Genomic DNA, 25078 nt, shown 5'->3' on the forward strand with positions numbered 1-25078 from the left:
ATCACCGTAAAGATTGGGCGGCTTCATGTAGTGCCTGGACCAGTTTTTCAATGTCCTGTTGCCGGTGGGCGGCAGACAGGGATATGCGTAATCGGGCTTGATGGCGAGGAACGGTAGGTGGGCGTATGGCCGGTGCCCAAATACCTTTTTGCAGGAGGGTTTCGGCCAGTTGCAAAGCAGGTTCTACCTCGCCAATCAACAGGCTTTGCACGGGCGTATCGGAGGGAGCTAGACGCCAGGGCAGATACTGGCTCAAGGTTTGCAGCGTCTGAATATGCTCTTTCAACAGGGTCCGCTGGGGCTGGGCTTGTTTGATCAGCTGCAGACAAGCCAGCAAGGACGCACAATGCGCCGGGGCCAAGCCGGTGCTGTACACATAGCTGTGGGCGGATTGCGTGAACCAGTCGGCCAGCTTGTGGGAGCAGGCAATAAATGCACCGCCTTGACCAGCCGCCTTGCCAAAAGTCCCCAGGTAAATAAGACGCCGACGCTGTGTGGTCGTGAGCTGGAATAGCTCAGGCGCTCCGCGTCCGTTCTCACCCAAAATTCCCAGGCCATGTGCATCGTCCAGATACAGCAAAGCATCGTGGCGTTCGCATAAGGCGATCAGCTCATCGACCGGGGCAATCGTGCCGTCCATGCTGAACAGGCTGTCCGAGATTACCAGCTTGAAGCCCGGCGCTGGCCTGCCGAGCAAATCATCCAGCCGTGCCATATCCCTATGGGGATACACACGTAAACGAGCGCCGGATAGGCGGCTGGCATCAATCAGGCTGGCGTGGTTCAGCCTGTCACAAAAGATCGTGTCGCCCGTTCCGACCAGCGCGGGAATCACGCCCAGGCTGGCTTGATAACCGCTGACAAAAAGACGGCTGGCCTCGAAGCCACTCCATTCTGCCACCTCCTGCTCCAGTGCTTGAGCCAGCGCATGATGCCCACAAATCAGCGGGGATGCCGTCGCTCCGGCGACGTCTTGTGCTTCTAGCCGTTTGAGTTGTGGATGCTGACTAAGGCCCAGATAGTCATTGCTGGCGAAATTCAGCAAGACCTGGCCATTGCGTTCGATATGGGCGTTTGGCAAGGGGCGGCTGATTGCTCTTTGGCGCCACAGTTTCCTGGTCTTCAAAGTCTCCAGTTGTTGATCCAGATGAACGAGAAAAGCACTCATGACTGTGCCGCCCGGTATTGAACCGGCAAGCGGTTCCAGCCCCGATAGGCGGGGAGCCGAATACGCTCACCTTGCGTCCATTGCAGGCGAGGGAGCAAAGGCAGGAATTGCTCAAGTACGAGCTTGGCTTCCAGCTGCACCAAACCGGCTCCCAGGCAATGATGAATTCCGTGTCCCATGGATAGCTCGGCCTGATTGTTGCGGCTGAAGTCCAGATCGTCGGGATTGGCAAACACCGCCGGATCGCGGTTGGCAGCGCCCAAGAGCAAAAGCAGCAACTGCCCCTTGCGCAAATGCTGACCATGCCAGTGCTGGTCATGCATCAAACGTCTGGCTGTGTACTGAATCGGGCTGTCGTGACGCAGCACCTCTTTGATCGCGGCAGGAATTTTCTGCGGATTCGATAGCAAGTCCTGCAGCGTTGTGGAGTCGGCCAGCAGTGTTTGAAACAGGGAGCTAAGCAGATGCCGGGAGGTTTCATAGCCTGCAAAGAGCAACATACAGGACTGTGCCAAGCGCTCGCGCCTGCCTTGAAGGGAAAGCTGCTCATCATGCAAAAGCCGCCAGGCCAACCCGCCTTCTTGCAGATTGGCACTGTTGCCTAGAAAGTCAGCCATATCCAGCAAGGCGTCCTGGGTGCTTCTCAGCAAAGGCAGATCCGGCGTGGCTTGTCCGATAAAGCCTGCCAGTTGCTCTGACCAGGCCTGAAAAACAGACAAAGGCAGCTGCTCCAAGCCGAGCACGTCCATCATGACCAAGGCGGGGAGTGGGCGACAGACCTCATCAACCAGATCCGCTGAACTGTGCCGCAGCTTGTCTTTTAACTCCAGGTGGATGTGCGTAACGCGCTTTTCAATCGTGCTGTGCAGGGTTTCCAAAGCCTTCGCACTAAAAGCCGCATTCACTACTCGTCTGACGCGTGTGTGACGGGGGCGGTCCAGAAAGACCAGTGTCCTGGCCATCAAGCCCTTGAAGGCTTGCAAACGAGGGGAAGGATCAGCGCCAGCCTGGGCCACCCACCCGCCAACACGCCGCACGCTTAAATCGGGATTGCGCAGGGCAGCTTGTACATCGCTGTGCCTATGAACTAACCACGCCCCACCACAGAAATCCGCATCCCAAACCAGAGGCGGCCCCTGACGAAGACGGGCATAAGCCGCATAGGGTGACGCAAGATCGAAATCGCCAAACATGACACCGTTTCCTGAAGATCAAAGCCAGCGCAGGCTAGCACTTGAGCTTGGAAGAGGCAGTCAATAGATTGTGTCTATTAATTCTTACAGGGTTTTTTGCCTGAAGTAGGGCTAAGTTGCAGGTTTATAGTGCTTATTGATGGGTTTTTTGTGACTAGTTTTTACAATAAAATCAGTGGTATTCAAGGCAGTAAGCCTGCATGGGCAAGGGGAATGTTCTTGCCATTCAGGCCAGAAACTCTGTTCTGGCCTGAATAGGTTTTTATGAGTTACCGAGCATCAGACGCCGCCGGAAGCCCCTCAGTACCCAGCTTTTCCGTTTTACGCTGCGGCAACTTTCCATTCAAAATAAAGTACGCCAGCAGACCGATCACCAGGCCCCAGAAAGCCCCGCCAATCCCGAACAGGGTGATATTGGCGGCTGATGCCAAAAAGGTAATCAAGGCTGCTTCACGCGATTTGACGTCTGCCATGGCTCCCGCCAGGCTGCCGCCAATGGTGCCCAGCAAAGCCAATCCCGCTAGCGTGGTAATAAAGCTTGCAGGGAAGGCCATGAACACAGCGGCCAGGGTTACTCCAAAAACGCCAACCAGAATGTAGAACACACCGGCGGCAATCCCGGCAACCCAGCGTTTGGAAGGATCCTGGTGCGCCTCCGGCCCGGTGCAGATAGCGGCGGTAATGGCGGCTACGTTCATGGCATGGGAGCCAAAGGGAGCCATGATCAGCGAGCCCAGTCCTGTCACCCAGACAATCGGGTTGGCACTGGTACGAAAACCGTCGTTACGCAGGACCAGCATGCCGGGCATGTATTGGCCGGTCAGCGTGATCAGGAATAGAGGCAAGGCGACGCTTAGCAAGGCATTCAGGGTGAATACTGGCATGGTGAATACCGGCGCGGCCAGTTCCAGTTTCAGACCACTCAGGTCTACGCGATGCTCCAGCAGCAGAAAGCTCAGGCCCAGGATCAGAATGCCTACCACTGCGTAGCGTGCGGAAAAGCGTTTGATGATCAGGTAGGCCAGAATCAGCAGACCTGCCAGTTTCGGGTCCAGTGTCATGCTGCCAAATGCGCCAATGCCAAATTGCAGCAGAATGCCGGCCAGCAGACCGGCAGCGATGCCGTTGGGGATCAGACGGATCAGGCGCTCGAAGTAGGAGGACAGGCCCAGGACCACAAAGGCCGCTGCCGAGATCAGGTAGGCGCCGACGGCTTCTTCATATGGCGTGGTGGCCAGAGCCGTAACCAGAAATGCAGCGGCGGGCGTGGACCAGGCGGTGATGATGGGTTCGCGCGAAACCCAGCTCAAGAGCAAACCGGTAACACCCACACCAATGGAAATTGACCAGACCCAGGAGGCGGTCAGCTCAGGGCTGAGGCCGGCTACTTTGGCGGCCTGGAAAACCAGAATAAAGGTGCCGCCGTAGTTGACGATGACCGAGATCAGACCGGCCACGATAGGCGGGATCAGGTCGCTGACTAGAGAGGATGAGGTCGATCGGGAGGTAGACATAGTGCTCTGCGCTTTCCAAAAGGAGAGATGACAAACGAGCACTATTTATAGCGATTAAATGGACTGGCCAGATAGGACGCTTTGTGGATGTAGGGCAGACCACTTTTAAGTTGGGTAGGTGCCTGACTAGATTGAGTGGGGTGGCTACGTGATTTAGAGTGTGGCCCGAGCTGAATTAAAGCTGGGTTGCAAAGCCACTAGTGGTGGTTTTATGACGAGTTGCTCGTCTTGTGAATCGCGTCGTTCATGATAGTACTTTTTTTTTGCTGGATGGCGGGAATAATACTGTGGCAACCGCAACCGCAACCGCAACCGCAACCGCAACCGCAACCGCAACCGCAACCGCAACCGCAACCGCAACCAGAAAATGTATCGGTTTTTCGATTCCTGAGGTGTTAGCAATAAAAAAGCGAAGCAGTCTGCAAGCTGCCCCGCTTTTTTTCTGAACTCGCCAGAGTTAGTGGCTCAGTGCTCAGTTTTCCTTGAACTGCAGCCAGCCGTCATCCAGCCAGGCATTCAGCATTTCGCGCTCTTCTTCATCCAGGGCTTCGAAACTGTCGCCGGGGATCAAGAGTTCACGTTGGTCAGCCAGTTGTTTCAGGGCCGGGCTGGCGGGGCAGGAGGCGACCTCACCGTTGATATACAGCTCATCGCCGCGATACATCATGCGCGAGCAGCGATCCAAAGCCAAGCGGCCTGCAGGCAGCTCGGGGTCATGCAGATCAATCGGGTCTTCGGCAATGTCGAACCAGCTATTACTGGGCAATTCGGTCAGCCAGACGCCCAGGAACCGTGAGGCCAATGCTTCGTCAAAACGAATGGCGTTCAAGGCATCCAGCGACTTCTGAACAAGATTCTCCGGCAAGGCGGCAGGTGTAGTGCTGGCCTGGGCATCCGGGTCGGTGTAGCGCTGCTGCAGGCTCTCGGGCATGGGCATCGGTGGGTCGGCATACAAGCCAAAGCCTTCGCCACTGGCGGCGGCCAACTGATCCGAGGCGGCATCCATCAAACCACGGGCCAGCGTTGCCTGGGTGGGCGAGCGAAAGCCGATGGAAATCGTCATGCAGTCGCCAATCGCAATCCCGTCATGTGCCACGTGCGGGGGCAGATACAGCATGTCGCCGGGTTCCAGCGTGAACTCTTCTTCTACCTGGAAGTTGCGCAGAATCTTCAAGGGCAGGTCGGGCACCAGGCTCAGGTCTTTTTGCTGGCTGATACGCCAGTGACGCTTGCCGTGAGCTTGCAGCAGGAACACATCGTAGCTGTCGAAGTGTGGGCCTACGCCACCGCCGTCAGAAGCAATGCTGATCATGGCGTCGTCCAGACGGGCATCGCCAATGAAGCGGAACTGACGCATCAGGGCGGCGGTGTTGTCGTCGTGCAGATCCACGCTTTGTGCCAGGGCGGTCCAGTTGGGCTGCGAGGCGGGTGGCAGCTCGTCAAAAGGCCCGGTTTCCATTTCCCAGTCTTCGCCGTCATGGATGATCAGGCGCGACTCGACTTCTTCACGCGTTACCAGCTCGCGGATATTGTCTATGCTCAGCGAGTGTTTGAAATTAGGGATGGCGCCGCGTATCAATAAAGGTTTGCGTTGCCAGTAGGTTTGCATGAACTCATGCGCGCTGATGCCGCCCAAAAGGGTCAATGGCTGGTCGATAGTCATGGACTGCCCGAACAAGAATTAAATTAGCCCGTAGCTTAACTGATCCGGCCTGTGCCGGTGTATGGCTAGCCTGCGTATCAGGCGTATCCAGCGCAAAGAATCCAGAGAAATACTTGCGATATAGAGTGATTGACTCACGGTGGGGAGGCTAAGAATGATTGATTGTCGATCTGCTCGCCAGCGGCCCTTGGAAAACCACATAAAAAAAGGGAGCCTCTTGGGCTCCCTTCTGGACTGTTTAACCCGCCGCCTTCATTTCTTTTTTCCAGCGGTACAGCAAATCCAGGGCGTCGCGTGCGCTCAGGTCATCCACATCCAGTTGCTTGAACTGATCCAGCAGGTCCAGTGCTTTTTCTGTGGTCGGGTCAGGCTCGGCGACCGTGGCTTCCGGAGCGCTGCCTGCATTGAACAAATCCAGCTGTGCGCTAGGATCATTTTGTGCTTCCAGACGGCTTAGCTCGCGACTGGCCTGACGGATGACCGCAGAGGGAATGCCGGCACGTTGTGCAACTTGAATCCCGTAGCTGCGGCTGGCGGGGCCTTCCTGAACTTCGTGCAGGAACACAATGCCGGAGGCCGATTCTGCGGCGGCCAAGTGCACATTGGCAGCGGCAGGTAGCTCGTTGGGCAGACGCGTGATTTCGAAATAGTGCGTGGCAAACAGGGTCAGTGCCTGATTGTGGCTGAGCAGGCGATGCGCGATGGACCAGGCCAGGGCCAGACCATCATAGGTGGAGGTGCCGCGACCAATTTCATCCATCAGCACCAGGCTGTAGGGGGTAGCACCGGCCAGAATGGCTGCTGCTTCGGTCATTTCCATCATGAAGGTGGAGCGGCCACCGGCCAGATCATCCGCCGCACCGATACGGGTAAAGATGCGGTCGATCTGACCAATACGGGCTGTGCTTGCCGGTACAAAGCTACCGATGCGGGCCAGCAAGGCAATCAGGGCAACCTGACGCATATAGGTGGATTTACCCCCCATATTCGGGCCGGTAATCAGCAACATGCGACGTTGCGCGTGCATTTCGCAATGGTTGGGCGTGAAGCGCTCGATGCTGTGCTCCACCACGGGGTGACGGCCTGCTTCAATCCAGATGCCAGCCTGCTCGGTCAGCTCGGGAGCGACCCAATTATTGTCCAGTGCGTGCAGGGCCAGGGAGGACAGGGTATCCAGTTCGGCCAGGGCGCTGGAGCACAAGGCCAAGGGGCCTGCGTAGCTTTGCAGCTTGTCCAGCAATTCATCGAACAGGAACTTCTCGCGGCTCAGGCTGCGGTCCTTGGCGGACAGGACTTTGTCCTCCCACTCTTTCAATTCAGGCGTGATGAAGCGCTCGGCATTTTTCAGTGTCTGGCGGCGGCGGTAGTCGTCGGGTACCTTGTCGGCCTGACCGCGACTGACTTCAATAAAGAAGCCATGCACACGGTTATATTCGACGCGCAAGGTAGCAATGCCGGTGCGTTCGCGTTCGCGAGCTTCGATCTTCACCAGCACATCGCCGCTATCGCTGGCCAGGCTGCGTAGCTCGTCCAGATCCGCGTCGTAACCATCGGCAATGACACCACCATCGCGTATCAGCAAGGCGGGCTCGGAGGCGATGGCAGACTGCAGCAAGGAAGCCAGCTCCGGGTCCAGAGCCAGACTTAACAAATGCCCATGCAAGTGTTCAGACTGAGCAAAGTTCTGTTCCAGCTCCCGACGTAGTTCAGGCAGTGTCACCAGCGCATCGCGCAAGCTGGCCAGCTCCCGAGGACGCACGCTGCGTAGCGAGATACGAGTGGCAATACGCTCCAGGTCCGGGAAGCGGCGCAGAGCATGGCGCAGCACACCCAAAGGATCGCCTGCATTCAAGCTGGCGCTTTGCTGGGTTTGGAAGAACAGGGACACCACATCCTGACGCTGCTGAACGGCGTGGTTCAAGCGCAAGGGGTGATGCAGCCAGCGGCGCAGCAAACGGCTGCCCATGGGGGTCTGGCAATGATCCAGCGTGGAGAACAGGGTTGGGCTGGTTTCACCGCTAATGGTTTCGGTAATTTCCAGATTCTTGCGCGTGACGGCATCCAGCACCAGAAAGTCCGAGCTGTGTTGAACACGGATAGCGGTGATGTGGACCAGGGACTGAGATTGTGTGCTGCCGACATAACGCAGCAGGGCTCCGGCTGCCGCCGTCGCCGCAGGCAGATCGTCCAGACCAAAGCTGGCCAAAGAATCCAGGTCAAAATGGTCCAGCAAGGTTTCGCGTGAACCGTCCTGTGCAAAGTGCCAATCCGGCAGGGTGTGGCAGCTGGCTTGCGGCAGTTCCGGCGCAGGGCGCAGCGATTCGGGATAGACCAGTTCTACAGGGCCGATACGGTTCAGCTCCGTATCCAGCATGTCCGGTTCGCACTGGCTGACCAGAAACTCGCCACTGGCCAGGTTCATCCAGGCCAGCCCCACCATTTCCTGACGTTGCACCTTGATCAGTGTGCAGGCGGCAATCAGGCGGTCTGCCTTGGGAGGCAACAAGGCGTCATCCGTCAGTGTGCCGGGGGTGACCACACGCATGATCTTGCGCTCGACCGGACCTTTGCTGGTCGCCGGGTCACCGACTTGCTCACAGATGGCGACGGACTCGCCCAAGGCCACCAGACGCGCCAGATAACCTTCCATGGCGTGAAAAGGCACACCAGCCATGGGGATAGGCTCGCCGTTGGAGGAACCGCGCTTGGTCAGCGTCAGGTTCAGCAGGCGTGCGCCGCGTTCGGCATCGGCGTAGAACATCTCATAGAAGTCCCCCATCCGATAGAACAGCAGATGCGAGCCAGCCTCCGCTTTGAGCTGAAGGTATTGACGCATCATGGGCGTGTGGGCGGACAGATCGGCAGCAGAAGTCATAGCGCAGTACAGGTCAGGGAATTCAACAACAAGGCCGCCCAGAAGGCGGCTGAGTCGATATTGTAGCGAGGGCAGTCAAGTGGGGGATAGGGAAGCGGCTGATTTAGTCCCGCGTGTTTCTCCTTAAGGTGCAGGGATATCCCGATTTTGAGCATGGAAGTGCTTAATGCAATAATACAAATGATAATCACTTCTATTTTTAACACGGGATATTGAAATGTTCACACGTCGCCTTGCTTTGTCTGTCTTGTCTGCCGCTGTGCTAAGTGCCGGATCTTTTGCCCATGCACAGCCGTCCGAGTCGGTCTCGCTGCCCTTGACGCCGGAGCTGGCGCAAAAGACGTCAATTACGGCAGAAGGGGCTTTACGCAAGGATCTAGCTTACGGGGTTTATCAAACGGTTTACAGCCCGTTTGATAAGTCCTTGTATGTGGCCTCGGCAGAGCGTGCGCCTTCGGTTCGGGGAGGTGTGATCTATAAATTGGACCCGATCACCCTGGATGTGAAGGGGACGATTTATACCGATGAAAGTAACTTCGGCCTGGCGACGAACGCGTCGGGCGACACCCTGTACGTCACCAATAGTCTGGCTGCTGCCGTCTCCAAAGTTGAGCTGAAAGAGGACGGGAGCCTGGAGCGAGTCCGCTTTAGCAATACCAGTTTTGATGACACCAAAATGGGGCCGCGCACGATTCGTCACGACCCCCAGCAAGGCCGTGTATATGTGGGGGCCGTAGGTGCGCCGGCCGTGATCTGGGTGCTGGATGATCGTAATCTGGAACTGATCGACACCATTGAAAACGCAGGAAAATGGGTGACCGGTCTGCTGATAGATTCGGGATCGCATCGTCTGTATGCCGCCAATGGCGACGGCGAAGTGATGGTGATCAATACCCAAACCAACAAGATCGAACAGCGCTGGAAACCGGCTGGCGCCAAACCCGCCTTGCTCTTGAATTTTGCGCTGGATTCCAGGCGCAATCGTCTTTACGTGACCGAGACCAAAGACCAGAAAACCGTGTATGTGCTGGATGCCCGCAACGGCAAATTGCTGCAGGAACTGCCGGTGGGGGATGCCATGGATGTTTTGTATAACGCTGATCGCGACGAGCTGTATTTGACTCACCGCGAGCAAGGCAAAGTGTCTGTGCTGGATGGCGGCAGCTATGCGATCAAGGCGCAATACAACTTGCCTGATAACCCCAACAGCCTGGAGCTGGGCCCGGACAGCCAGTTGTACGTCACCGTTAAAGCTCCTTCCACTCCGCAGTACAAAGCCAGCAAGCGCGAAAGTGTGGTGCGTATTGACCTGAAGAACATCAAGGCTTGATAGGTAATCGTGATGACCAGCTTATTCAAGCCTTGCCTGGGACGCTCTCTTGTCCTGTCTCTGTTTGCTCTTCATTGTCAGGCTCAGGCGCAAGACCAGAGGGATGTTGCCCAGCCGCAGGAGTTGTCCACCATTACCGTTAATGCCAGTGCGGATGCGTCGCGTCAGGGCTTGTTGCCGGAGTATGCGGGCGGTCAGGTCGCCAGCGGCGGGCGAGTGGGGATATTGGGTTCTCTTGAAAACATGGACTCGCCTTTCAGCGTCAATAGCTACACCAGCCGCTATATCGAGCAATTGCAGGCGTCGACCGTAGCCGATGTGGTGCGCCATGATCCTTCCGTGCGCGTGGCCCGTGGTTTTGGCAATTTTCAGGAAAGTTTTTTCATTCGGGGCTTTTTGACGGCGTCCGATGATATTGCCTACAACGGTTTGTTTGGTTTGCTGCCCCGGCAAGCGACGGCTGCCGAACTGGCCGAGCGTATTGAAGTGCTGCATGGCGCAGGTGGCTTTCTGTACGGTGCCGCGCCTTCCGGCGGTGGTATTGGGGGCACGATCAATGTGCTGCCCAAACGGGCTGGCGAGAGCCCGCTGACCAAGGTCGGTGCAGGTTATGGTAGTGGCGGGCAAAGCCAGATCAAGGCGGATATTGCGCGTCGTTTTGCCGATGATGCGGCAGGCATTCGCATCAATGCCATCAAACGCAGTGGTGATACGGCGGTCGACAATGAGCACACCAGTCTGGACCTGTACACGGTAGGGGTGGATTGGCGTGGTGAGCGTGTACGTTTGTCGGCGGACTTGGGCTATCAAGAACATAAGCTGCGTGAAGTCCGGCCTAATGTGGCTTTAAAGGCGGGCTTGTCCGCTTTGCCGGGCTTGCCTTCGCACACGCGCAACTTCGCCCAGCCCTGGACCTACTCTAATGAGAAAACCATTTTTGGGACGGTACGCGGGGAATATGATCTGAATGATTCCATGACCCTGTGGGCTGCTTTCGGTATGAAAGATGGCAAGGAAAAAAATCAGCTTGCGACTCAGACGGTAACGGATGCCGTTTCTGGAAAAACCACCTTCTCGCGTTTCAACAATTCCCGACGTGATGACGTGAAAACAGGCGAGTTGGGTTTGCGAGCCAGTTTTGAGACCGGGCCTGTGTTGCATGAGCTGGTCGCTGCTGCTTCTTTGTATGACCACAAAGAGAAAAATGCCTGGGCTATGGGTAGCGTGCAGGAAAGTAATCTTTATGATCCTGTGAATCACGCCTTGTCACCCTTCGCTTATACCGGGGGAGATTTGGGTTCACCCGCTTTGGTGGGACGCACCAAACTGACCAGTTATACCCTGGGCGACCTGATGTATCTCTGGGACGACAGGCTGGAAGTCATGTTGGGGCTGCGCCATCAAATCATGGAAACGCGCAGCTATGACTATGGCACCCAGGCCTTGCAGCGCAAAGATCGTCAGCAACATACCAGCCCTGCTGCGGGTGTGGTGTTCAAGCTGACTGATGAATGGGCTTTGTACGGCAACTACACGGAAAGCCTGGCGCAAGGCGATCTGGCACCGACTCGCTTTAACAATCAGCCGGTTCAAAACGCCGGGCAGCGCTTGTCGGCCTTTGTGGCCCAGCAAAAAGAGCTGGGAATCAAGTACGACAACGGTTCCTTGGGGGGCGGGCTGACCTTCTTCACCACGACCAAACCGCGTGGTGTGGTGAACGACGATCTGCGTTTTGTGGAAGCGGGCAAGGATCGCCATAACGGGTTGGAGCTGAGCTTCTACGGCCAGTTGACGGACTCCCTGCGCATTCTGGGTGGGGTGACCGCCTTGGACACCAAGCAGAAAAACACGGGTGACCCGCTGAGCGAAGGTCAGCGCGTGATTGGCGTGCCGCGTTGGCAAGGCAGTCTGGGCCTAACCTGGGATGTGCCGCAGGTGACAGGCTTGTCGCTGGATACGCAGTTGCTGGCAACCGGTGCCCGTTACGCGGATTCGGCCAATGCGATCCGTGTGCCAGGTTGGGTGCGTTGGGATCTGGGGGCCAGCTATCAGCGCAAGATTTCCGGTGTGCCCATGACGTTCAGGGCCAGTGTCGAGAATGTGGCCGATACGGCGTATTGGGCTTCGGTCGGTGGCTATCCCAATAATGGCTATCTGGTCTTGTCGCAGCCACGCACGTTCATGCTGAGTGTCTCGGCGGAGTTTTAAGGAAAGGACCGGGCAGGGGGCACAGTCCTGCCTGTTCTCCACCACATAGGGCGTCCAGCAAATGTTTGACGCCCTTATCTCAAGCCCATCGCTATAACTTTTACAAAATAAATGTCCGGAAAGTGGGCTCTCAAACGTCTTTATAAGGAAGGCCTGAAAAAGGACCTCTTGCCCTGTCCGCTTGAATGCACCGTTTAGGTGGGAACCTCCTTGTCTGCTAAGTAGCGTGGAGCCGGTTTTGGTCTAAGCAAGTACCTGCCTTCTTGACCACTTTTGTTTTTTTGATCACCTGCCGCGCATGATACGGCGGGTGCAGATCTACGGTTTTTTGGGATTAGTTATGAAGTCCAATGCAGTAAAGCGCCGCTGGGCGTTGGCCCTGGTGGCGGTGCTGGTGCTGGGGGCGCTTGCCGCACAGGCCGGGCGTTCTTCAGAGCAGTTTGAAACGGTGGCCGTGGAGCAAAGTGATATACGCGCTACCGTTGCTGCGGTGGGAACTTTGAAGCCCAGCCGCTATGTGGACGTGGGTGCGCAGGTGTCCGGGCAGATTACGGCTTTGCCGGTTGCGCCGGGCGATCAGCTTGAGCAGGGCCAGTTGCTGGTGGAAATCGATCCCAGTGTGCAGCAAGCCACCGTCGATGCAGGCCGCGCTTCCTTGGCCGCGTTCCGGGCCCAGTTGGCCGAGCAGCAGGCTCAGCTTTTATTGGCGCGTCAGCAATTGGCTCGCCAGCGTCAACTGGAGCGCCAGCAGGCCAGCCGTCAGGAAGATATTCAGATTGCCCAAGCCAATCTGGCGACTGCGCAGGCTCGGGTAGCGCATGTACAAGCGCAGATGGAGCAGACTCAGGCCACGCTGAAAGCCGATGAGGCACGCTTGGGCTATACGCGCATTTACGCGCCCATGAGTGGCACGGTCATTGGCGTGCAGGCGCGTGAAGGCCAGACGCTGAATGCCACGTATCAAACTCCCAACATTCTGCGCATTGCAGACCTGAGCACCATGACAGTGTGGACCAGCGTGTCCGAGGCCGATATTCGTCGTATCAAGCCCGGTATGACCGTCACCTTCACGACTCTGGGAGAGCAGGGCGAAACGCGGGCGCGTCAATGGCAGGCCAAGGTTCGCCAAATCATGCCTGCGCCAGAGGGCAGCACTCAGGATGAAAGCACGGCGGCGGCACCGACTGCCACACAGGCCATCATGTATACGGTGCTGTTTGATGTGGCCAATGAAGACGGCGAATTGATGCCGCAGATGACGGCGCAGGTGCTGTTTGAGATTGATCGTGCTGACCAGGCCTTACTGGTACCCCTGGTGGCTTTACGCCCAGACCCTGATCGTGGTCCTGATGCTTTTACGGTGCCGGTGCTGGAGCGGGGCAAGGTGCAGGAAAAGCCGGTCGACCTGGGAGTGCGTAATCGTCACCAGGTACAAGTCGTGAACGGGCTGGCTAAAGGGGAGCACGTTGTTCTGGCGGTGCTCACTCCTGAGCGTGGCTGGCGGTGGCTGCAATGGTAGGGGCTGCACCTCCTTTGATTGAGCTCCGGGACATTAACCGTATCTATGGCGGCCCGCCCAGCACTAAGCCTGCTGTGCAGGTTCTGTTCGATGTCAGCTTGAGTATTGAGCCGGGCGAGTTTGTGGCGATTGTGGGGGCCTCGGGGTCCGGTAAATCGACACTGATGAATCTGCTGGGTTGTCTGGATAAGCCCAGCAGCGGCACCTATCTTTTTCAAGGTCGGGATGTCGCGCAGCTCAGTCCTGATGAACTGGCCCAGTTGCGCCGTGAGACCTTTGGTTTTGTCTTTCAGGGCTATCACCTGATTCCGACTGAAAGCGCCAGTGAAAATGTCCAGATGCCTGCCATTTACGCGGGAATGGATGAGGGCGCGCGCGTGGCACGTGCCGCAGAGTTACTCAGTAGCCTAGGTCTGGCGGACAAGCTGGATAACCGGCCCAATCAGTTGTCCGGCGGCCAGCAGCAGCGGGTGTCTATTGCTCGTGCCTTGATGAATGGTGGCCGTGTCATTCTGGCCGACGAACCCACGGGTGCGCTGGACTCGCGTAGTGGTGCAGAAGTGATGGCCTTGCTGCGCAAGCTCTCGAACTCTGGTCACACCATTATCCTGATTACGCACGATCATGAAGTCGCGGCGATGGCAGACCGGATTATTGAAATTCGTGACGGCTGCATTCTCTCGGATAGCCGCCCAGAAACGGCCACCGAGCCCACGCTTGAACAGCCTTTACTACCGCCCGAGCACCGCCGCTCGCCCTGGGTTTCGGAGATCAAGGATGCTACCCGCAGCGCCTTGCGCAGCATGTTCATTAACCGTCATCGCACGGCCTTGACCTTGTTAGGCGTGATCATCGGGGTGGCCTCGGTCATCGTGATGCTGGCGGTGGGCGAAGGTGCCCGCCAACGTGTCATGGATCAGATGGGCACGATGGGGACCACGATCATTTACTTGAGCAGTTCATCACCGCCCAATGGGGTCGCCAAGGGACAGCTGACAGAAGAGGATCTGGAGGCGATTGGCGAGCTGCCGTTGATACGACGTGTCATGCCGGTGATTGGAGATCCGATTACCGTGCGGCGTGGCAGCGTGGACCGCCAGGTGTATGTGTTTGCCGCCAATGAAACCATGCCGGATATTCATCGCTGGCAGCTGGCACAAGGTCGCTACTATACCGATGCCGAGGACCGGGATCTGGCTCCCCTGGTTGTGTTGGGACATCGTGCCGCCAAGCAATTCTTCCCCGATATGGACGTGCCGTTGGGGCAGCAGCTCCTGATCGGCAATTCACCTTTTGAGGTGGTCGGGGTAATGCAGGAGCGCGGTGCCGATTCGGGCGCGCAGGCTTACGACGATATGGTGTTTGTGCCTTATCACGCGGCGCGTGCCCGTGTGTATCAGGCCCAGACGCAGCCCGACTATGTGGTGATTGATGCGCAGGACAGTTCCACCGTTCTGGAAGCGGAACAAGACATGCGTCAGTTGCTGACACAGCGTCATGGCGGGCGAGAAGACTTTTCAATCGGGAATGCAGCGGCTCGCTTGCAGGCTGAAGCGTCCACGCGTCAGGCCATGAGCATGATGCTGGGCCTGATTGCCGCCGTGTCTTTGGTGGTAGGCGGCATTGGTGTCATGAATGTGATGTTGATGACGGTGCGTGAACGTACACGGGAAATTGGCATACGCATGGCAACCGGTGCACGGCAAAGTGACATCATGCGCCAGTTTCTGACTGAGGCGGTTCTGTTGACGATTACAGGCGGCTGCCTGGGCGTGCTGGCTGGTGCTGTGGTGGGTATCGGCCTGATTTTTGGTGGGGTGGATGTGGTGTTTTCCTTGCGGGCGGCCTTGGGCGCCTTTGGCTGCGCCGTGGTGACGGGCATGGTTTTTGGCTATATGCCAGCACGAACGGCGGCCGCGCTGGACCCCGTTCAGGCTTTGGCAGGGGAGTAAGCATGGCTCATTACCGATGGATAGCAGGGGCCATGAGCACGCTTGTGCTGCAAGCGTGCGGCTCCTTGTCCTCTGATCTGGACAAGACCCCGCCGACGCTGCCCCAGGCGTACCAACAGCAAGCCAAGGCGACACCCAGTCCTGTACTGGCCCAGGTAGAGCCGGAGTGGTGGCGTGCTTATAACAGCCCCGCCTTGAACAGCCTGATGCAGGAAGCCTTGAAGGACGTGGCGGTGCTGCGTCAGGCACAGGCCCGGATCTTGCAGGCGCAGGCTCAGGCACGCATGGCCGGAGCCAGTTTGCTGCCGGAATTGCAGGGCAATCTGTCTGCGCAAAGAGATGCGCCGTTTTCTTCCTCGCATGGAGACACTCGCTCGCAATATGTGGCCGGTGTATTCATGAGCTACGAGCTGGATGTGTGGGGGCGCAATCGTGCTCAGGCCGACAGCGCCGTGTTCCTGGCTCAGGCGGCGAATTACGAGCTGGATGTGCTGCGTGTCAGCGTGCAGGCGCAGGTGGTGCATTTAAGCCTGCAAGCCTTGGGCGACAAACAGCGCGTGGCCATTGCCCGTCAAAACCTGGCCGTTGCGCAACGCTTGTTGAGCCTGCTGGAAGCACGCTTGCAGGCGGGGGCGGCTTCGCCTTTGGAGCTGGCACAGCAACGCCAATTGCTGGCTTCGCAACAGCGCAAATTGTTTGTGATTGAAGAACAGGCCATTCGCACGCGGGTGGAGCTGGCGACCTTGTTGGGCCGTACTGAAATCATGCCCGAGCCCCAGGAAGATATTGCCAGCTTGCACGTGCCGGAGCTGGAAGCAGGTCTGCCTTCACAGCTCTTGTCGCAGCGCCCTGATATTGCGCGCATCGAGGCCCAGTTGTCAGCGGCTCATGCCGATGTGCATGTGGCGCGCGCTGCCATGTATCCCAGCCTGACCTTGGGGGCGCGGGCAGGGGCATCGGGCAATCATTGGGAAGAAAGCTTGCGCCATCCGGTCTACAGCCTGATCAGCGGGCTGGTGGCGCCTATCTTCAATGCCGGTCGTCTGGAGGCGGGCAAGGATTTGAGCGACGCCCGTTTGCAGGAATGGCTGGCGCAGTATCGGCAGACCACTGTGCAGGCTTATATGGATGTGGAAGGCGTGCTGGCACAACTGCATAGCCTTGATGCCCAGGCGCAGACTATGGAGCTGGAGTGGGAGCAAGCCAGGCTGGCGTTTGAACTGGCCGAAGCACGTTATCGCTCCGGCTCGGAAACCTTGCTGTCTTTACTGGATGCGCAGCGTACCTTGTACGCCGCTCAGGATGTGCGCGTCAGTTTGATGCAGGCACGTCTGCAATCCCGCGCGGCGCTCTTTCGAGCACTGGGCGGGGGCTGGCAAGCTGGCTCAGGCAGCCTGGCTGATCAGGGGACGGTGGCAGAGGCTGGGGTCTAGCAGGCTGGCAGCCGCCTCATCCAGCAGGATGTGGGTGTTGGCGTGTTGCTTCAAGGCTGTGAAAGGCAGCTCGGGCGTGACACCGCCTTCCTGGTAATTGAGCATGGTGCGAGCCTTGTGCTCGCCGGTGACCACCAGGGCAATTTCACGGGCGCTCAGAATATCGGCAATCCCCATGGTGATGGCCGATGCAGGCACTTCGTCCATGGAATCAAAAAAGCGGCTGTTGTCGATACGGGTGCGCTCGGACAGGGCCACCACATGGGTGCGGCTGTCAAAAGGGGTGCCCGGTTCGTTAAAGCCGATGTGGCCGTTGGTGCCTACGCCCAGCAATTGCAAGGCGACACCACCACTGGCCGCAATCGCGGCGGAGTAGTCCTGGCAGTGCTGCTCCAGCTCTTTGGTCAGGCCATTGGGCAGATGCAAACGGGCAGCCTCAAAAGGCAGTTGGCCGAACAGGTGCTGGCGCATGTAGTAGGCGTAACTTTGCTCGTGCTCTGCCGCCAGACCCACATACTCATCCAGATTGAAGCTGTTGATCTTGGAGACATCCAGCCCATTGGCACGTACGTCCTGTACGAAACGGGCGTAGACGGGTTCCATGGTCCCCCCGGTTGCCAGACCCAGAGTCGCTTGTGGATCCTGACGAATAATTTCCTGAAGACGGGCGCTCAGGTGTGCCGCAATGGCGGCGGAATCGGGGAAGACTAAAAACATAATCTTGTTCTATGTATGGGCTGAATAAGTTGAAAAAAAACTTCGCCGCAAGCACGGCGAAGTTTGATCTTTCGAAATTCTAATGGGACAAAGATGTAACGTCAGTTTTTTTTTGCAAGCAAGTGACACGTTTTAACTATCTTGTTTGCCAGTCTCTCCCAGGAAGCCACCACTTTGACGTGCCCACAAACGAGCATACAAACCACCTTTTTCCAGCAATTCCTGGTGGCTGCCTTGCTCGATGATGCGGCCCTGATCCAGCACAATCAAGCGGTCCAGTGCCGCAATGGTGGACAGGCGGTGGGCAATGGCAATTACCGTCTTGCCGTGCATCAGGGTATTGAGGCTTTCCTGAATGGCGGCTTCCACTTCCGAGTCCAGCGCGCTGGTGGCTTCATCCAGTAACAGGATGGGGGCGTCTTTCAGCATGACGCGGGCAATTGCCACACGCTGACGCTGGCCGCCAGACAGTTTCACACCGCGCTCGCCCACATGTGCCTCCAGGCCCTCACGACCCTGGCGGTCATGCAGTTGCGGGATGAAGTCGGCAGCAGCGGCACGCTCTACCGCCATATGAAGCAGCTCGTCGTTGGCATCCGGGCGGCCATACAAAATGTTGTCGCGCATGGAACGGTGCAGCAAGGAGGTATCCTGCGTCACCATGCCAATGGCGGCACGCAAACTGTCCTGCGTGACATGGGCAATGTCCTGGCCATCAATGCGGATGGTGCCGCTATCCACATCATGGAAACGCAGCAGCAGGTTGACCAGCGTGGACTTGCCCGCGCCAGAACGGCCAATCAGACCAACGCGCTCGCCCGGCTTGATCACCAGATTGAGCTTGTCGATCACCTGACGGCTTTTATCGCGGTAGGCAAAGCTCACGTCCTGGAATTCGATGCGACCTTGCTCGATTTGCAGGGACTTGGCATCGGGAGCATCTACCACCGTGGGTTTTTGCGTCAAGGTATTGATGCCGTCCTGAATCGTGCCTACGTTCTCGAACAGATTGGTCAGCTCCCACATCAGCCAATGGGAATGGCCGGACAGACGCAGTGCCATGGCAATGACGGCCGCCACTACACCGGCTGTGGATTGATCAATCGACCACAAGTACAAGGCCAGGCCTGCCGAACTGATCAGCAAGACAGTAGCCAGCACATGGTTGGTCACTTCAAACATGCTGATCAGACGCATCTGGGCATGGCCGGTTTCCTGGAAGCGGCGCATCGCGTTCTTGGCATGGTCTGCTTCACGGCGTGTGTGGGCAAACAGCTTGACCGTGTTGATATTGGTGTAGGCGTCGGTAATACGGCCCGTCATCAGCGCACGGGCGTCGGCCTGTTCAGCCCCGACTTTGCCCAGACGGGGCACAAAGTACACGCAGGCCAAAGCGTAGCCTACCAGCCAGAGCAGGAAGGGCAGGATCAGCAGGCGGTCAAAGCTGCCCGCCAGAATCAGAATACCGATCAGGTAGGCGCTCATGCCCACGACCACTTCCACGGCCATGAACAGCGTTTCACGCACCGCCAGAGCGGTTTGCATGATCTTGGTGGTGATGCGACCAGCAAACTCGTCCGCGTAAAAGGACATGCTCTGATTCAGCATCAGCTTGTGAAACAGCCAACGCAGGCGCATGGGGAAGTTGATGGCCAGCACCTGGTGCATGACCAGCGTATGCAGGCTGATCAGCACGACGCTGCCCAGCAGAACAGCGGCAATGGTCAACAGCGTGCCACCCTGCTGGCTCCAGAACTGGGCAGGTTCAATCGAGGGCAGCCAGTCCACGATATAGCTGAGCAGGGCAAACAGCATGGCCTCGTAGGCCGACAGGCCAATCGAGGTTACGGTCATCAGGCCAATCCAGCCGCGTGAATTTTTCGTACAGGCCCAGATGAAGGGGAAAAATCCTTTGGGAGGAGGGGCGACGTGTTGTTCGGGATAGGGATCTAATCGACGTTCAAAGAATGACAGCACCGAATGGGCTCCAGCGTACGGCCCTCTGGATGACAGGGCCGTTTAGACAAATAGAAAACCGCTTCCGGGGTATGAAGCGGCAATTTTTGATGGTACAGCAGTCATTCTGTCTGGCTGAAGAAAACCTGATAAAAACACAGTCTTTGTGTTGTAGGAGCGTCAAATAGACTGATAAATAGGTTTTTTACTTCGGACGAAGGTTGTTTGAGAGTGTCGAGCCTCGGATGAGACTAGCCGCTGTATTCTGAAGTTTTGCTCCTGCAGCAAGAGCTTCAGGGATGATTATCTCATTGATAATCGAGATTAGCGTGTTGATGCTAGTAGCTGTTATTTGAAATTGTGCGCTTGAGTATTGGCTCGAGGATATAGGGCCAGTTGGGCTTATATGGAAAGTATGGGCTTTTTTAATTGCAACTTCTAATTTTTTGTTATTTTCCCAGAAATTTTTAGGGAGTGATAAAAGTGTTGTTGGAGAATCTCGCATTGCTGCAACACCAATTTCACTATTCCCATGGCGATAGTAGTAGAGCAATGTATTGCTGTTTCTAGGGCCTTTAAATTTTAGCCCTGAGTCGACTAGAGCTTTATGAATTTTATCGACACCACCAGATTTATCATTATCGGAGAGAGATTTAAGTAAATCTTCTTTTGCTGACATGGATTGCCTCCTATTTGATTTCAGGAACTGGTTTTTAATTCTTATTGTAATTAAAATTATTTTTTTTGCATTCGAGAAGGCGTGGGAAATATTAGATTTTTAGCTGTTATCTGTTCACTTGATAACCTTTAATTAGATAGGGCTGACGTATAGTCAGCCCTAGGGGGTGGAGGGTGTTACTAACTAGTAAGCCACCACCTGACCATCTTTACGTGGGTCGGAGCCGCCCACGTAATGATTGCCCTGACGCAGAATCAGTTGTGCACCGCCAAAGGCGAACACACCGCTGCCGGGTTCAACGACGACTTCATGACCGCGCTCGCGCAAGGCCTGAACCAGCGCCGGATCGAAAGTGGGTTCTACTGCCACCCCACGGCCACCCGTCACGCGCCAGCGTGGGGCATCGGCAGCGGCCTGCGGGTTCTGACCGTACAGCAGAACACGCAGTGCCATTTGCATATGGCCTTGCGACTGGAATGGGCCACCCATCACACCAAAAGACATTTGAGGGGTGCCATCGGCATTCATGGCAAAGGCCGGAATAATGGTGTGCGAAGGGCGCTTGCCACCGGCCACTTCATTCACATGACCGGGGCGCAGGGTAAAGCCATGACCACGGTTCTGCATGCTGATGCCGGTGCCGGGAACGACCACGCCGGAACCAAAACCCATGTAGTTGGACTGGATCAGGGACACCATCATGCCGCTGGAGTCGGCGGCGGTGACATAGACCGTGCCGGAGGGGCCAGGCAGGCCGTGCTTGGGGTCGCCTGCCTTGTCCATCTGAATCAGGGCGGCGCGCTCGCGCAGATAGGCCGGGTCCAGCAAATGCTCGGGATGATGAATCATGTGCTCCAGATCTGCGTGGTGCTCGTACAGATCGGCAAAAGCCAGCTTCATGGCTTCAATGCTCAAATGCACCGTGTCGATATGGTCCAGCGGCTGCTGGCCCACACCAGCTTGTTCCATGATGCCCAAGGCCATCAAGGCCGCCAGACCTTGTCCATTGGGCGGGATTTCGTGAATCACGGACTGGGCAAAAGGATGGCTGATGGTGCCGCACCAGTTCGCGCGGTGCTCGGCCAGATCCTGCTCGTCCATGGCGCCGCCATGCTGGCGGGAGAAGTCGGCAATGCGTTTGGCCAGCTCGCCGGTGTAGAAGTCCTGACCCTGGGTGGCCGCAATGCGTTCCAGCGTATTGGCCTGGTCCTGGTTCTGATACCACTGGCCAGCGACAGGGGCTTTGCCATCACGTAAAAAGGCTTCGGCAAAACCGGGTTGATCGCCCAGACGCTGACGGCCTAGCTCCCACAAGCGCGCGATTACGGGCGAGACCGGGAAGCCTTCTCGGGCGTAATGAATCGCGGGGGCGGCCACTTGCTCCAGACTCAGACGGCCCAGCTTGCTGGATAGCTCGGCCCAGGCAGAGACCGCACCGGGAACGGAGACACTTTCCCAACCCTTGTCGGGGATGGCATCGTGACCTTTGAAACGATCCGGCGACCAGCCACGGGGAGAGCGCCCGGAGGCGTTCAAGCCATGCAGTTCTTTGCCGTCCCAGACGATGGCAAAGGCATCACTGCCTATCCCGCAACCCGTGGGTTCGACCACAGTCAGTGTGATGGCGGCCGCCAGGGCGGCATCGACGGCATTGCCACCAGCCTGCAACATGCGCAGGCCCGCTTGCGCGGCCAAGGGGTGGGAGGTGCTGACCATGTTCTGGCCAAGTACCGCAGAGCGGGCGGACGGGTAGGGGTTGTTCCAGTCCAGACAGGTGTCAGTCTTGTTCATTGAATCTGTATTCCAGTCAGTTGGATCAGGCCTTGCCAGCGTGCGCTGTCCTCGCGGACCAGAGAGATAAACTCTTCTCGGCTGGTGCTGCGGGGTTGGTCCACGCCCAATGTTTGCAGGCGCGAGCGTACTTTGGGGTCCTGAACGGCATGTGAAAAAGCCTCATAAGCCTTGTCACGAATTTCGTCGGGCAAGCCTGCGGGGGCGTACAGGCCAAACCAGGTCACCGACTCATAGCCCGGCAGGCCGGACTCCTGAAAGGTGGGCAAATCGGGTGCCAGCGGCGAGCGCTGCTGGCCGGTTACCGCCAGGGCGCGCAACTGGCCGCTGTTCACATAGGGCATCCCGGTGGGGATGGCGTCCAGTAAAACATGAATGGAGCCGCCCAGCATATCGTTAATGGCCTGACCGGTTCCGCGGTATGGAACGTGGGACATGACGATATTGGCCTGATTCAAAAAGGCTTCGGTGCCCAGGTGCACGATGGTGCCATTGCCACTGCTGGCGTAGTTCAACTCATCAGGATGGGCGCGAGCGTAGTCAATCAGCTCTGGCAGCGTTTGTACGGGTACGGACGGGTTCACCAGCAGGACGCTGGCGGCATCGCCCAAGTGAGCGATAGGGGTGAAGTCTTTTTCTGCATCGTAGGGCAGGGACTTGTACAGGTGCGGAGCAATCGCGTGGGTGCTGCTGGTGGTGAACAGGAGGGTGTAGCCATCGGGCTTGCTGCGAGCGACTTCGCCTGAACCAATTGTGCCGCCCGCGCCCGTGCGGTTGTCCACAATGATGTTGGCGTTCATCGCTTTGGCCGCGCTTTCGGCAATCAGGCGGCTGATGACGTCGGTGGCACCGCCAGTGGGGAAGGGTACGATCAGGCGAATGGGACGATCAGGCCAATCGCTGGCATGGGCCGCCACGCTGCTGACGGCCAGAACAGCACCTAATAAGGTTTGGGCAAGACGCCGCCAGGGGCGACGGGTCGATGGGGGCTGCGCGTTGCTTGCGGCGTTGCTGGGTCTTGTCATGGCTATCTCCTCAATCAAGAGATGATAGGAAAGGCGATGATGCCGAACCAGCAACAAATAAGCAGGTCAGTGTTGCTATTTTGGCAAGGCTAGAGGGTCGACCTCAAGCTGTGGCAGCAACTCGTCCAGAAAGCGGCGAACAATAGAGGGCAAGCGGCGGCCAGCCAGGGCCTGCACTTCAATTTGGCGGTTCAACAGGCCGCGTTCATGAATGAAACTGGCTTGCAGCAAACCTTGCTCAATCAGGTGACGAGCCGAGAGCAAGGCCGACACCGTCACGCCTGCGCCGGACAAGGCAAATTGATGCAGAGACTGCATGTGATTGCTGCTGAATACCGGGTCCAGACTCAGGTTCTGTGCGCTGCAGGCCACATCCATCATTTGCCGCACGGTGGTGTCGGGGCCGGGCAAGGCCAGGGGGTGTGCCAGAAGGCTTTTCAGGCTGATGCGTTCGGTACGGGTTACCGGGTGGCCGGGAACCGCCAGAGCCATGACGGGCGCATCGCGGCGGAACAAGGTCTTGATGTCTTTTTCAGCCGTCTGGGTGAATTTGATGCCTATATCAATCTGGCCGCTTAGCAGCAGCATGGTGATGCGGTGTGGCGGCAGTACGTCCAGTTGAAAACGTATGCCCTGATGCTTTTCACGAAACTGTGCAATGCATTGCGGCAGTAGCTGGGCGGCCAAACCTTCAGAGGAGGCGATGCGTATCAGGCCGGTTTGCAGCCCTTGCAAGGTGGCAATATCGTGCAAGGTTCGCTCGGCATCCATGGCGCTGCGACGAGCATGGGCCAGCAGCAGCTCTCCCGCAGCGGTCAGGTTCATGCCACGGGCATGGCGCTCGAACAAGGCCATACCCAGGTTTTCTTCCAGTCCGCTGATCTGGCGGCTGATGGCCGATGTGGCCACATGCAGATTGCAGGCCGCCTGCGAGATAGAGCCACAACGCGCTACTTCCTGGAAGTAGCGCAGTGCGGTCTCCTGAAGATGGCGTGGGTTCATACCAGACTGCCGCGCAGCTCGGCGGCAATCTCGTAGGAGCGCAAGCGCTTGTTATGGTCAAAGATATTGGCGTTCAGCATCAGTTCGTTGGCGCCGGTCAGTTGAATGAAGCCTTTCATCTGCTCAAGCACTTGTTCCGGATTGCCAATGGCCGTACAGCTGAGCAAGGAGTCCAGCAGATGCTGGGCCGGTGGGCTGCATTGCTCGTAGTAATCACGCACGGGGGGTGGCAACTGGCCTGGACGACCACTGCGCAGGTTCACAAAAGACTGTTGCCAGGAGGAGGCCAGCAGCTTGGCTTCGTCTTCCGTGTCGGCGGCAAAGACGTTGTAGCCCAGCATGACATACGGTTTTTCCAGATGCACGGAAGGCTGGAACTGACGGCGGTAAACCTCAATAGCGTCCATCAATTGAGCAGGTGCAAAATGCGAAGCAAAGGCGTAGGGCAAGCCCAAGGCGGCGGCCAGTTGAGCACCAAACAGGCTGGAGCCCAGAATCCAGACCGGCACATTCAGTCCGCGACCGGGCACGGCCATGATGCGGTTGCGCGGCTCGTCGGACATATAGTCCATCAGTTCCAGCACGTCGCGCGGAAACTGGTCGGGGTCGCTGTTCAGATTGCGGCGCAAGGCGCGGGCGGTTTCGGGGTCGGAGCCAGGGGCACGACCCAGGCCCAAGTCAATACGGCCGGGGTACAGGGAGGCCAGCGTTCCAAACTGCTCAGCAATCACCAAAGGGGAATGGTTGGGCAACATGATGCCGCCCGCGCCCACACGAATGCGGCTGGTTTGACCGGCAATGTGCCCGATCAGAACTGAAGTGGCAGCACTGGCAATACCGGGCATGCCGTGGTGTTCGGCCAGCCAGTAACGGTGATAGCCCCACTGCTCGGCATGACGGGCAATGTCCGCCGAACAGCGAAAGGACTGGGCCGGTGTGGAGCCCTGAACAATAGGGGACAGGTCTAGGACGGAGAGCGGATAGCTTGGTTTCATGGCATCAGATTCAAATTGGACTCAGGATATAGTCGATCCATCGTTAGGCAGCGTCAAG

The 25078-nt window shown here is 57.5% G+C and carries 17 protein-coding genes; 5 read left to right on the top strand and 12 right to left on the bottom strand.

The features are described 5' to 3' along the window. Position 1: 1 nt before the first annotated feature. The 5 genes from NBV64_RS05210 to mutS all read right to left on the bottom strand — a co-directional run bounded on the left by NBV64_RS05210 (position 2) and on the right by mutS (position 8413). Entirely contained in the window at positions 2-1168 is a 1167-nt protein-coding gene (locus NBV64_RS05210; RefSeq protein WP_250756811.1) for an aminotransferase class I/II-fold pyridoxal phosphate-dependent enzyme, read from the bottom strand. Next, complete coding sequence (locus tag NBV64_RS05215; protein WP_250756812.1) at positions 1165-2361, bottom strand: cytochrome P450; 1197 nt, start codon at positions 2359-2361, stop codon at positions 1165-1167. The genes NBV64_RS05210 and NBV64_RS05215 overlap by 4 nt, the downstream gene beginning before the upstream one ends. A gap of 269 nt (positions 2362-2630) precedes the next feature. Next, positions 2631-3875: a benzoate/H(+) symporter BenE family transporter gene (locus NBV64_RS05220; protein WP_115634127.1), complete on the bottom strand. Its 1245-nt coding sequence runs from the start codon at positions 3873-3875 to the stop codon at positions 2631-2633. Positions 3876-4347: 472 nt separating this feature from the next. Then, a complete protein-coding gene (locus tag NBV64_RS05225) occupies positions 4348-5538 on the bottom strand; it encodes a JmjC domain-containing protein (RefSeq protein ID WP_250756813.1) in 1191 nt (396 codons plus the stop codon). 238 nt (positions 5539-5776) lie between these two features. Beyond that, on the bottom strand, positions 5777-8413 hold the full coding sequence (gene mutS, locus NBV64_RS05230; protein ID WP_250756814.1) for a DNA mismatch repair protein MutS: 2637 nt from the start codon (positions 8411-8413) through the stop codon (positions 5777-5779). Positions 8414-8630: 217 nt separating this feature from the next. On the opposite strand from mutS, the gene NBV64_RS05235 reads away from it, so the two are divergent. The 5 genes from NBV64_RS05235 (at position 8631) to NBV64_RS05255 (ending at position 16855) form a co-directional block, all read left to right on the top strand. Continuing rightward, positions 8631-9743 (top strand): YncE family protein, encoded by a 1113-nt coding sequence (locus NBV64_RS05235; protein ID WP_250756815.1) that lies wholly within the window; start codon positions 8631-8633, stop codon positions 9741-9743. A gap of 12 nt (positions 9744-9755) precedes the next feature. Beyond that, positions 9756-11951, top strand: coding sequence for a TonB-dependent receptor (locus tag NBV64_RS05240; protein ID WP_250756816.1), 2196 nt, complete (start codon positions 9756-9758; stop codon positions 11949-11951). A gap of 340 nt (positions 11952-12291) precedes the next feature. Then, positions 12292-13470, top strand: coding sequence for an efflux RND transporter periplasmic adaptor subunit (locus NBV64_RS05245; RefSeq protein WP_250756817.1), 1179 nt, complete (start codon positions 12292-12294; stop codon positions 13468-13470). Beyond that, on the top strand, positions 13464-15422 hold the full coding sequence (locus NBV64_RS05250; protein ID WP_250756818.1) for an ABC transporter permease: 1959 nt from the start codon (positions 13464-13466) through the stop codon (positions 15420-15422). Before NBV64_RS05245 ends, NBV64_RS05250 begins: the two co-directional genes overlap by 7 nt. Before the next feature lie 32 nt (positions 15423-15454). Then, the gene (locus tag NBV64_RS05255; RefSeq protein WP_250756819.1) at positions 15455-16855 is read left to right on the top strand and encodes an efflux transporter outer membrane subunit; all 1401 of its coding nucleotides are present in this window, start codon (positions 15455-15457) and stop codon (positions 16853-16855) included. Here NBV64_RS05255 and NBV64_RS05260 read toward each other — a convergent pair. The 7 genes from NBV64_RS05260 to NBV64_RS05290 all read right to left on the bottom strand — a co-directional run bounded on the left by NBV64_RS05260 (position 16808) and on the right by NBV64_RS05290 (position 25020). Next, the gene (locus tag NBV64_RS05260) at positions 16808-17572 is read right to left on the bottom strand and encodes a glucosamine-6-phosphate deaminase (protein ID WP_250756820.1); all 765 of its coding nucleotides are present in this window, start codon (positions 17570-17572) and stop codon (positions 16808-16810) included. The genes NBV64_RS05255 and NBV64_RS05260 overlap by 48 nt on opposite strands. A 132-nt stretch (positions 17573-17704) precedes the next feature. Then, the gene (locus tag NBV64_RS05265; RefSeq protein WP_203145018.1) at positions 17705-19549 is read right to left on the bottom strand and encodes an ABC transporter ATP-binding protein; all 1845 of its coding nucleotides are present in this window, start codon (positions 19547-19549) and stop codon (positions 17705-17707) included. A gap of 184 nt (positions 19550-19733) precedes the next feature. Continuing rightward, positions 19734-20207 carry a hypothetical protein gene (locus tag NBV64_RS05270; RefSeq protein WP_250756821.1) on the bottom strand — a complete coding sequence of 158 codons (474 nt, stop codon included), beginning with the start codon at positions 20205-20207 and terminating at the stop codon, positions 19734-19736. A gap of 183 nt (positions 20208-20390) precedes the next feature. Beyond that, entirely contained in the window at positions 20391-21998 is a 1608-nt protein-coding gene (locus NBV64_RS05275; protein ID WP_009457854.1) for a gamma-glutamyltransferase family protein, read from the bottom strand. Next, complete coding sequence (locus tag NBV64_RS05280; protein WP_250756822.1) at positions 21995-23023, bottom strand: Bug family tripartite tricarboxylate transporter substrate binding protein; 1029 nt, start codon at positions 23021-23023, stop codon at positions 21995-21997. Before NBV64_RS05280 ends, NBV64_RS05275 begins: the two co-directional genes overlap by 4 nt. Before the next feature lie 75 nt (positions 23024-23098). Next, entirely contained in the window at positions 23099-24025 is a 927-nt protein-coding gene (locus NBV64_RS05285) for a LysR substrate-binding domain-containing protein (protein ID WP_250756823.1), read from the bottom strand. Next, complete coding sequence (locus NBV64_RS05290; RefSeq protein WP_026484230.1) at positions 24022-25020, bottom strand: LLM class flavin-dependent oxidoreductase; 999 nt, start codon at positions 25018-25020, stop codon at positions 24022-24024. Before NBV64_RS05290 ends, NBV64_RS05285 begins: the two co-directional genes overlap by 4 nt. Positions 25021-25078 lie beyond the last annotated feature (58 nt).

Origin of the sequence: Alcaligenes sp. DN25, assembly GCF_023674485.1 — a bacterium.
Classification (GTDB): domain Bacteria; phylum Pseudomonadota; class Gammaproteobacteria; order Burkholderiales; family Burkholderiaceae_B; genus Alcaligenes; species Alcaligenes phenolicus.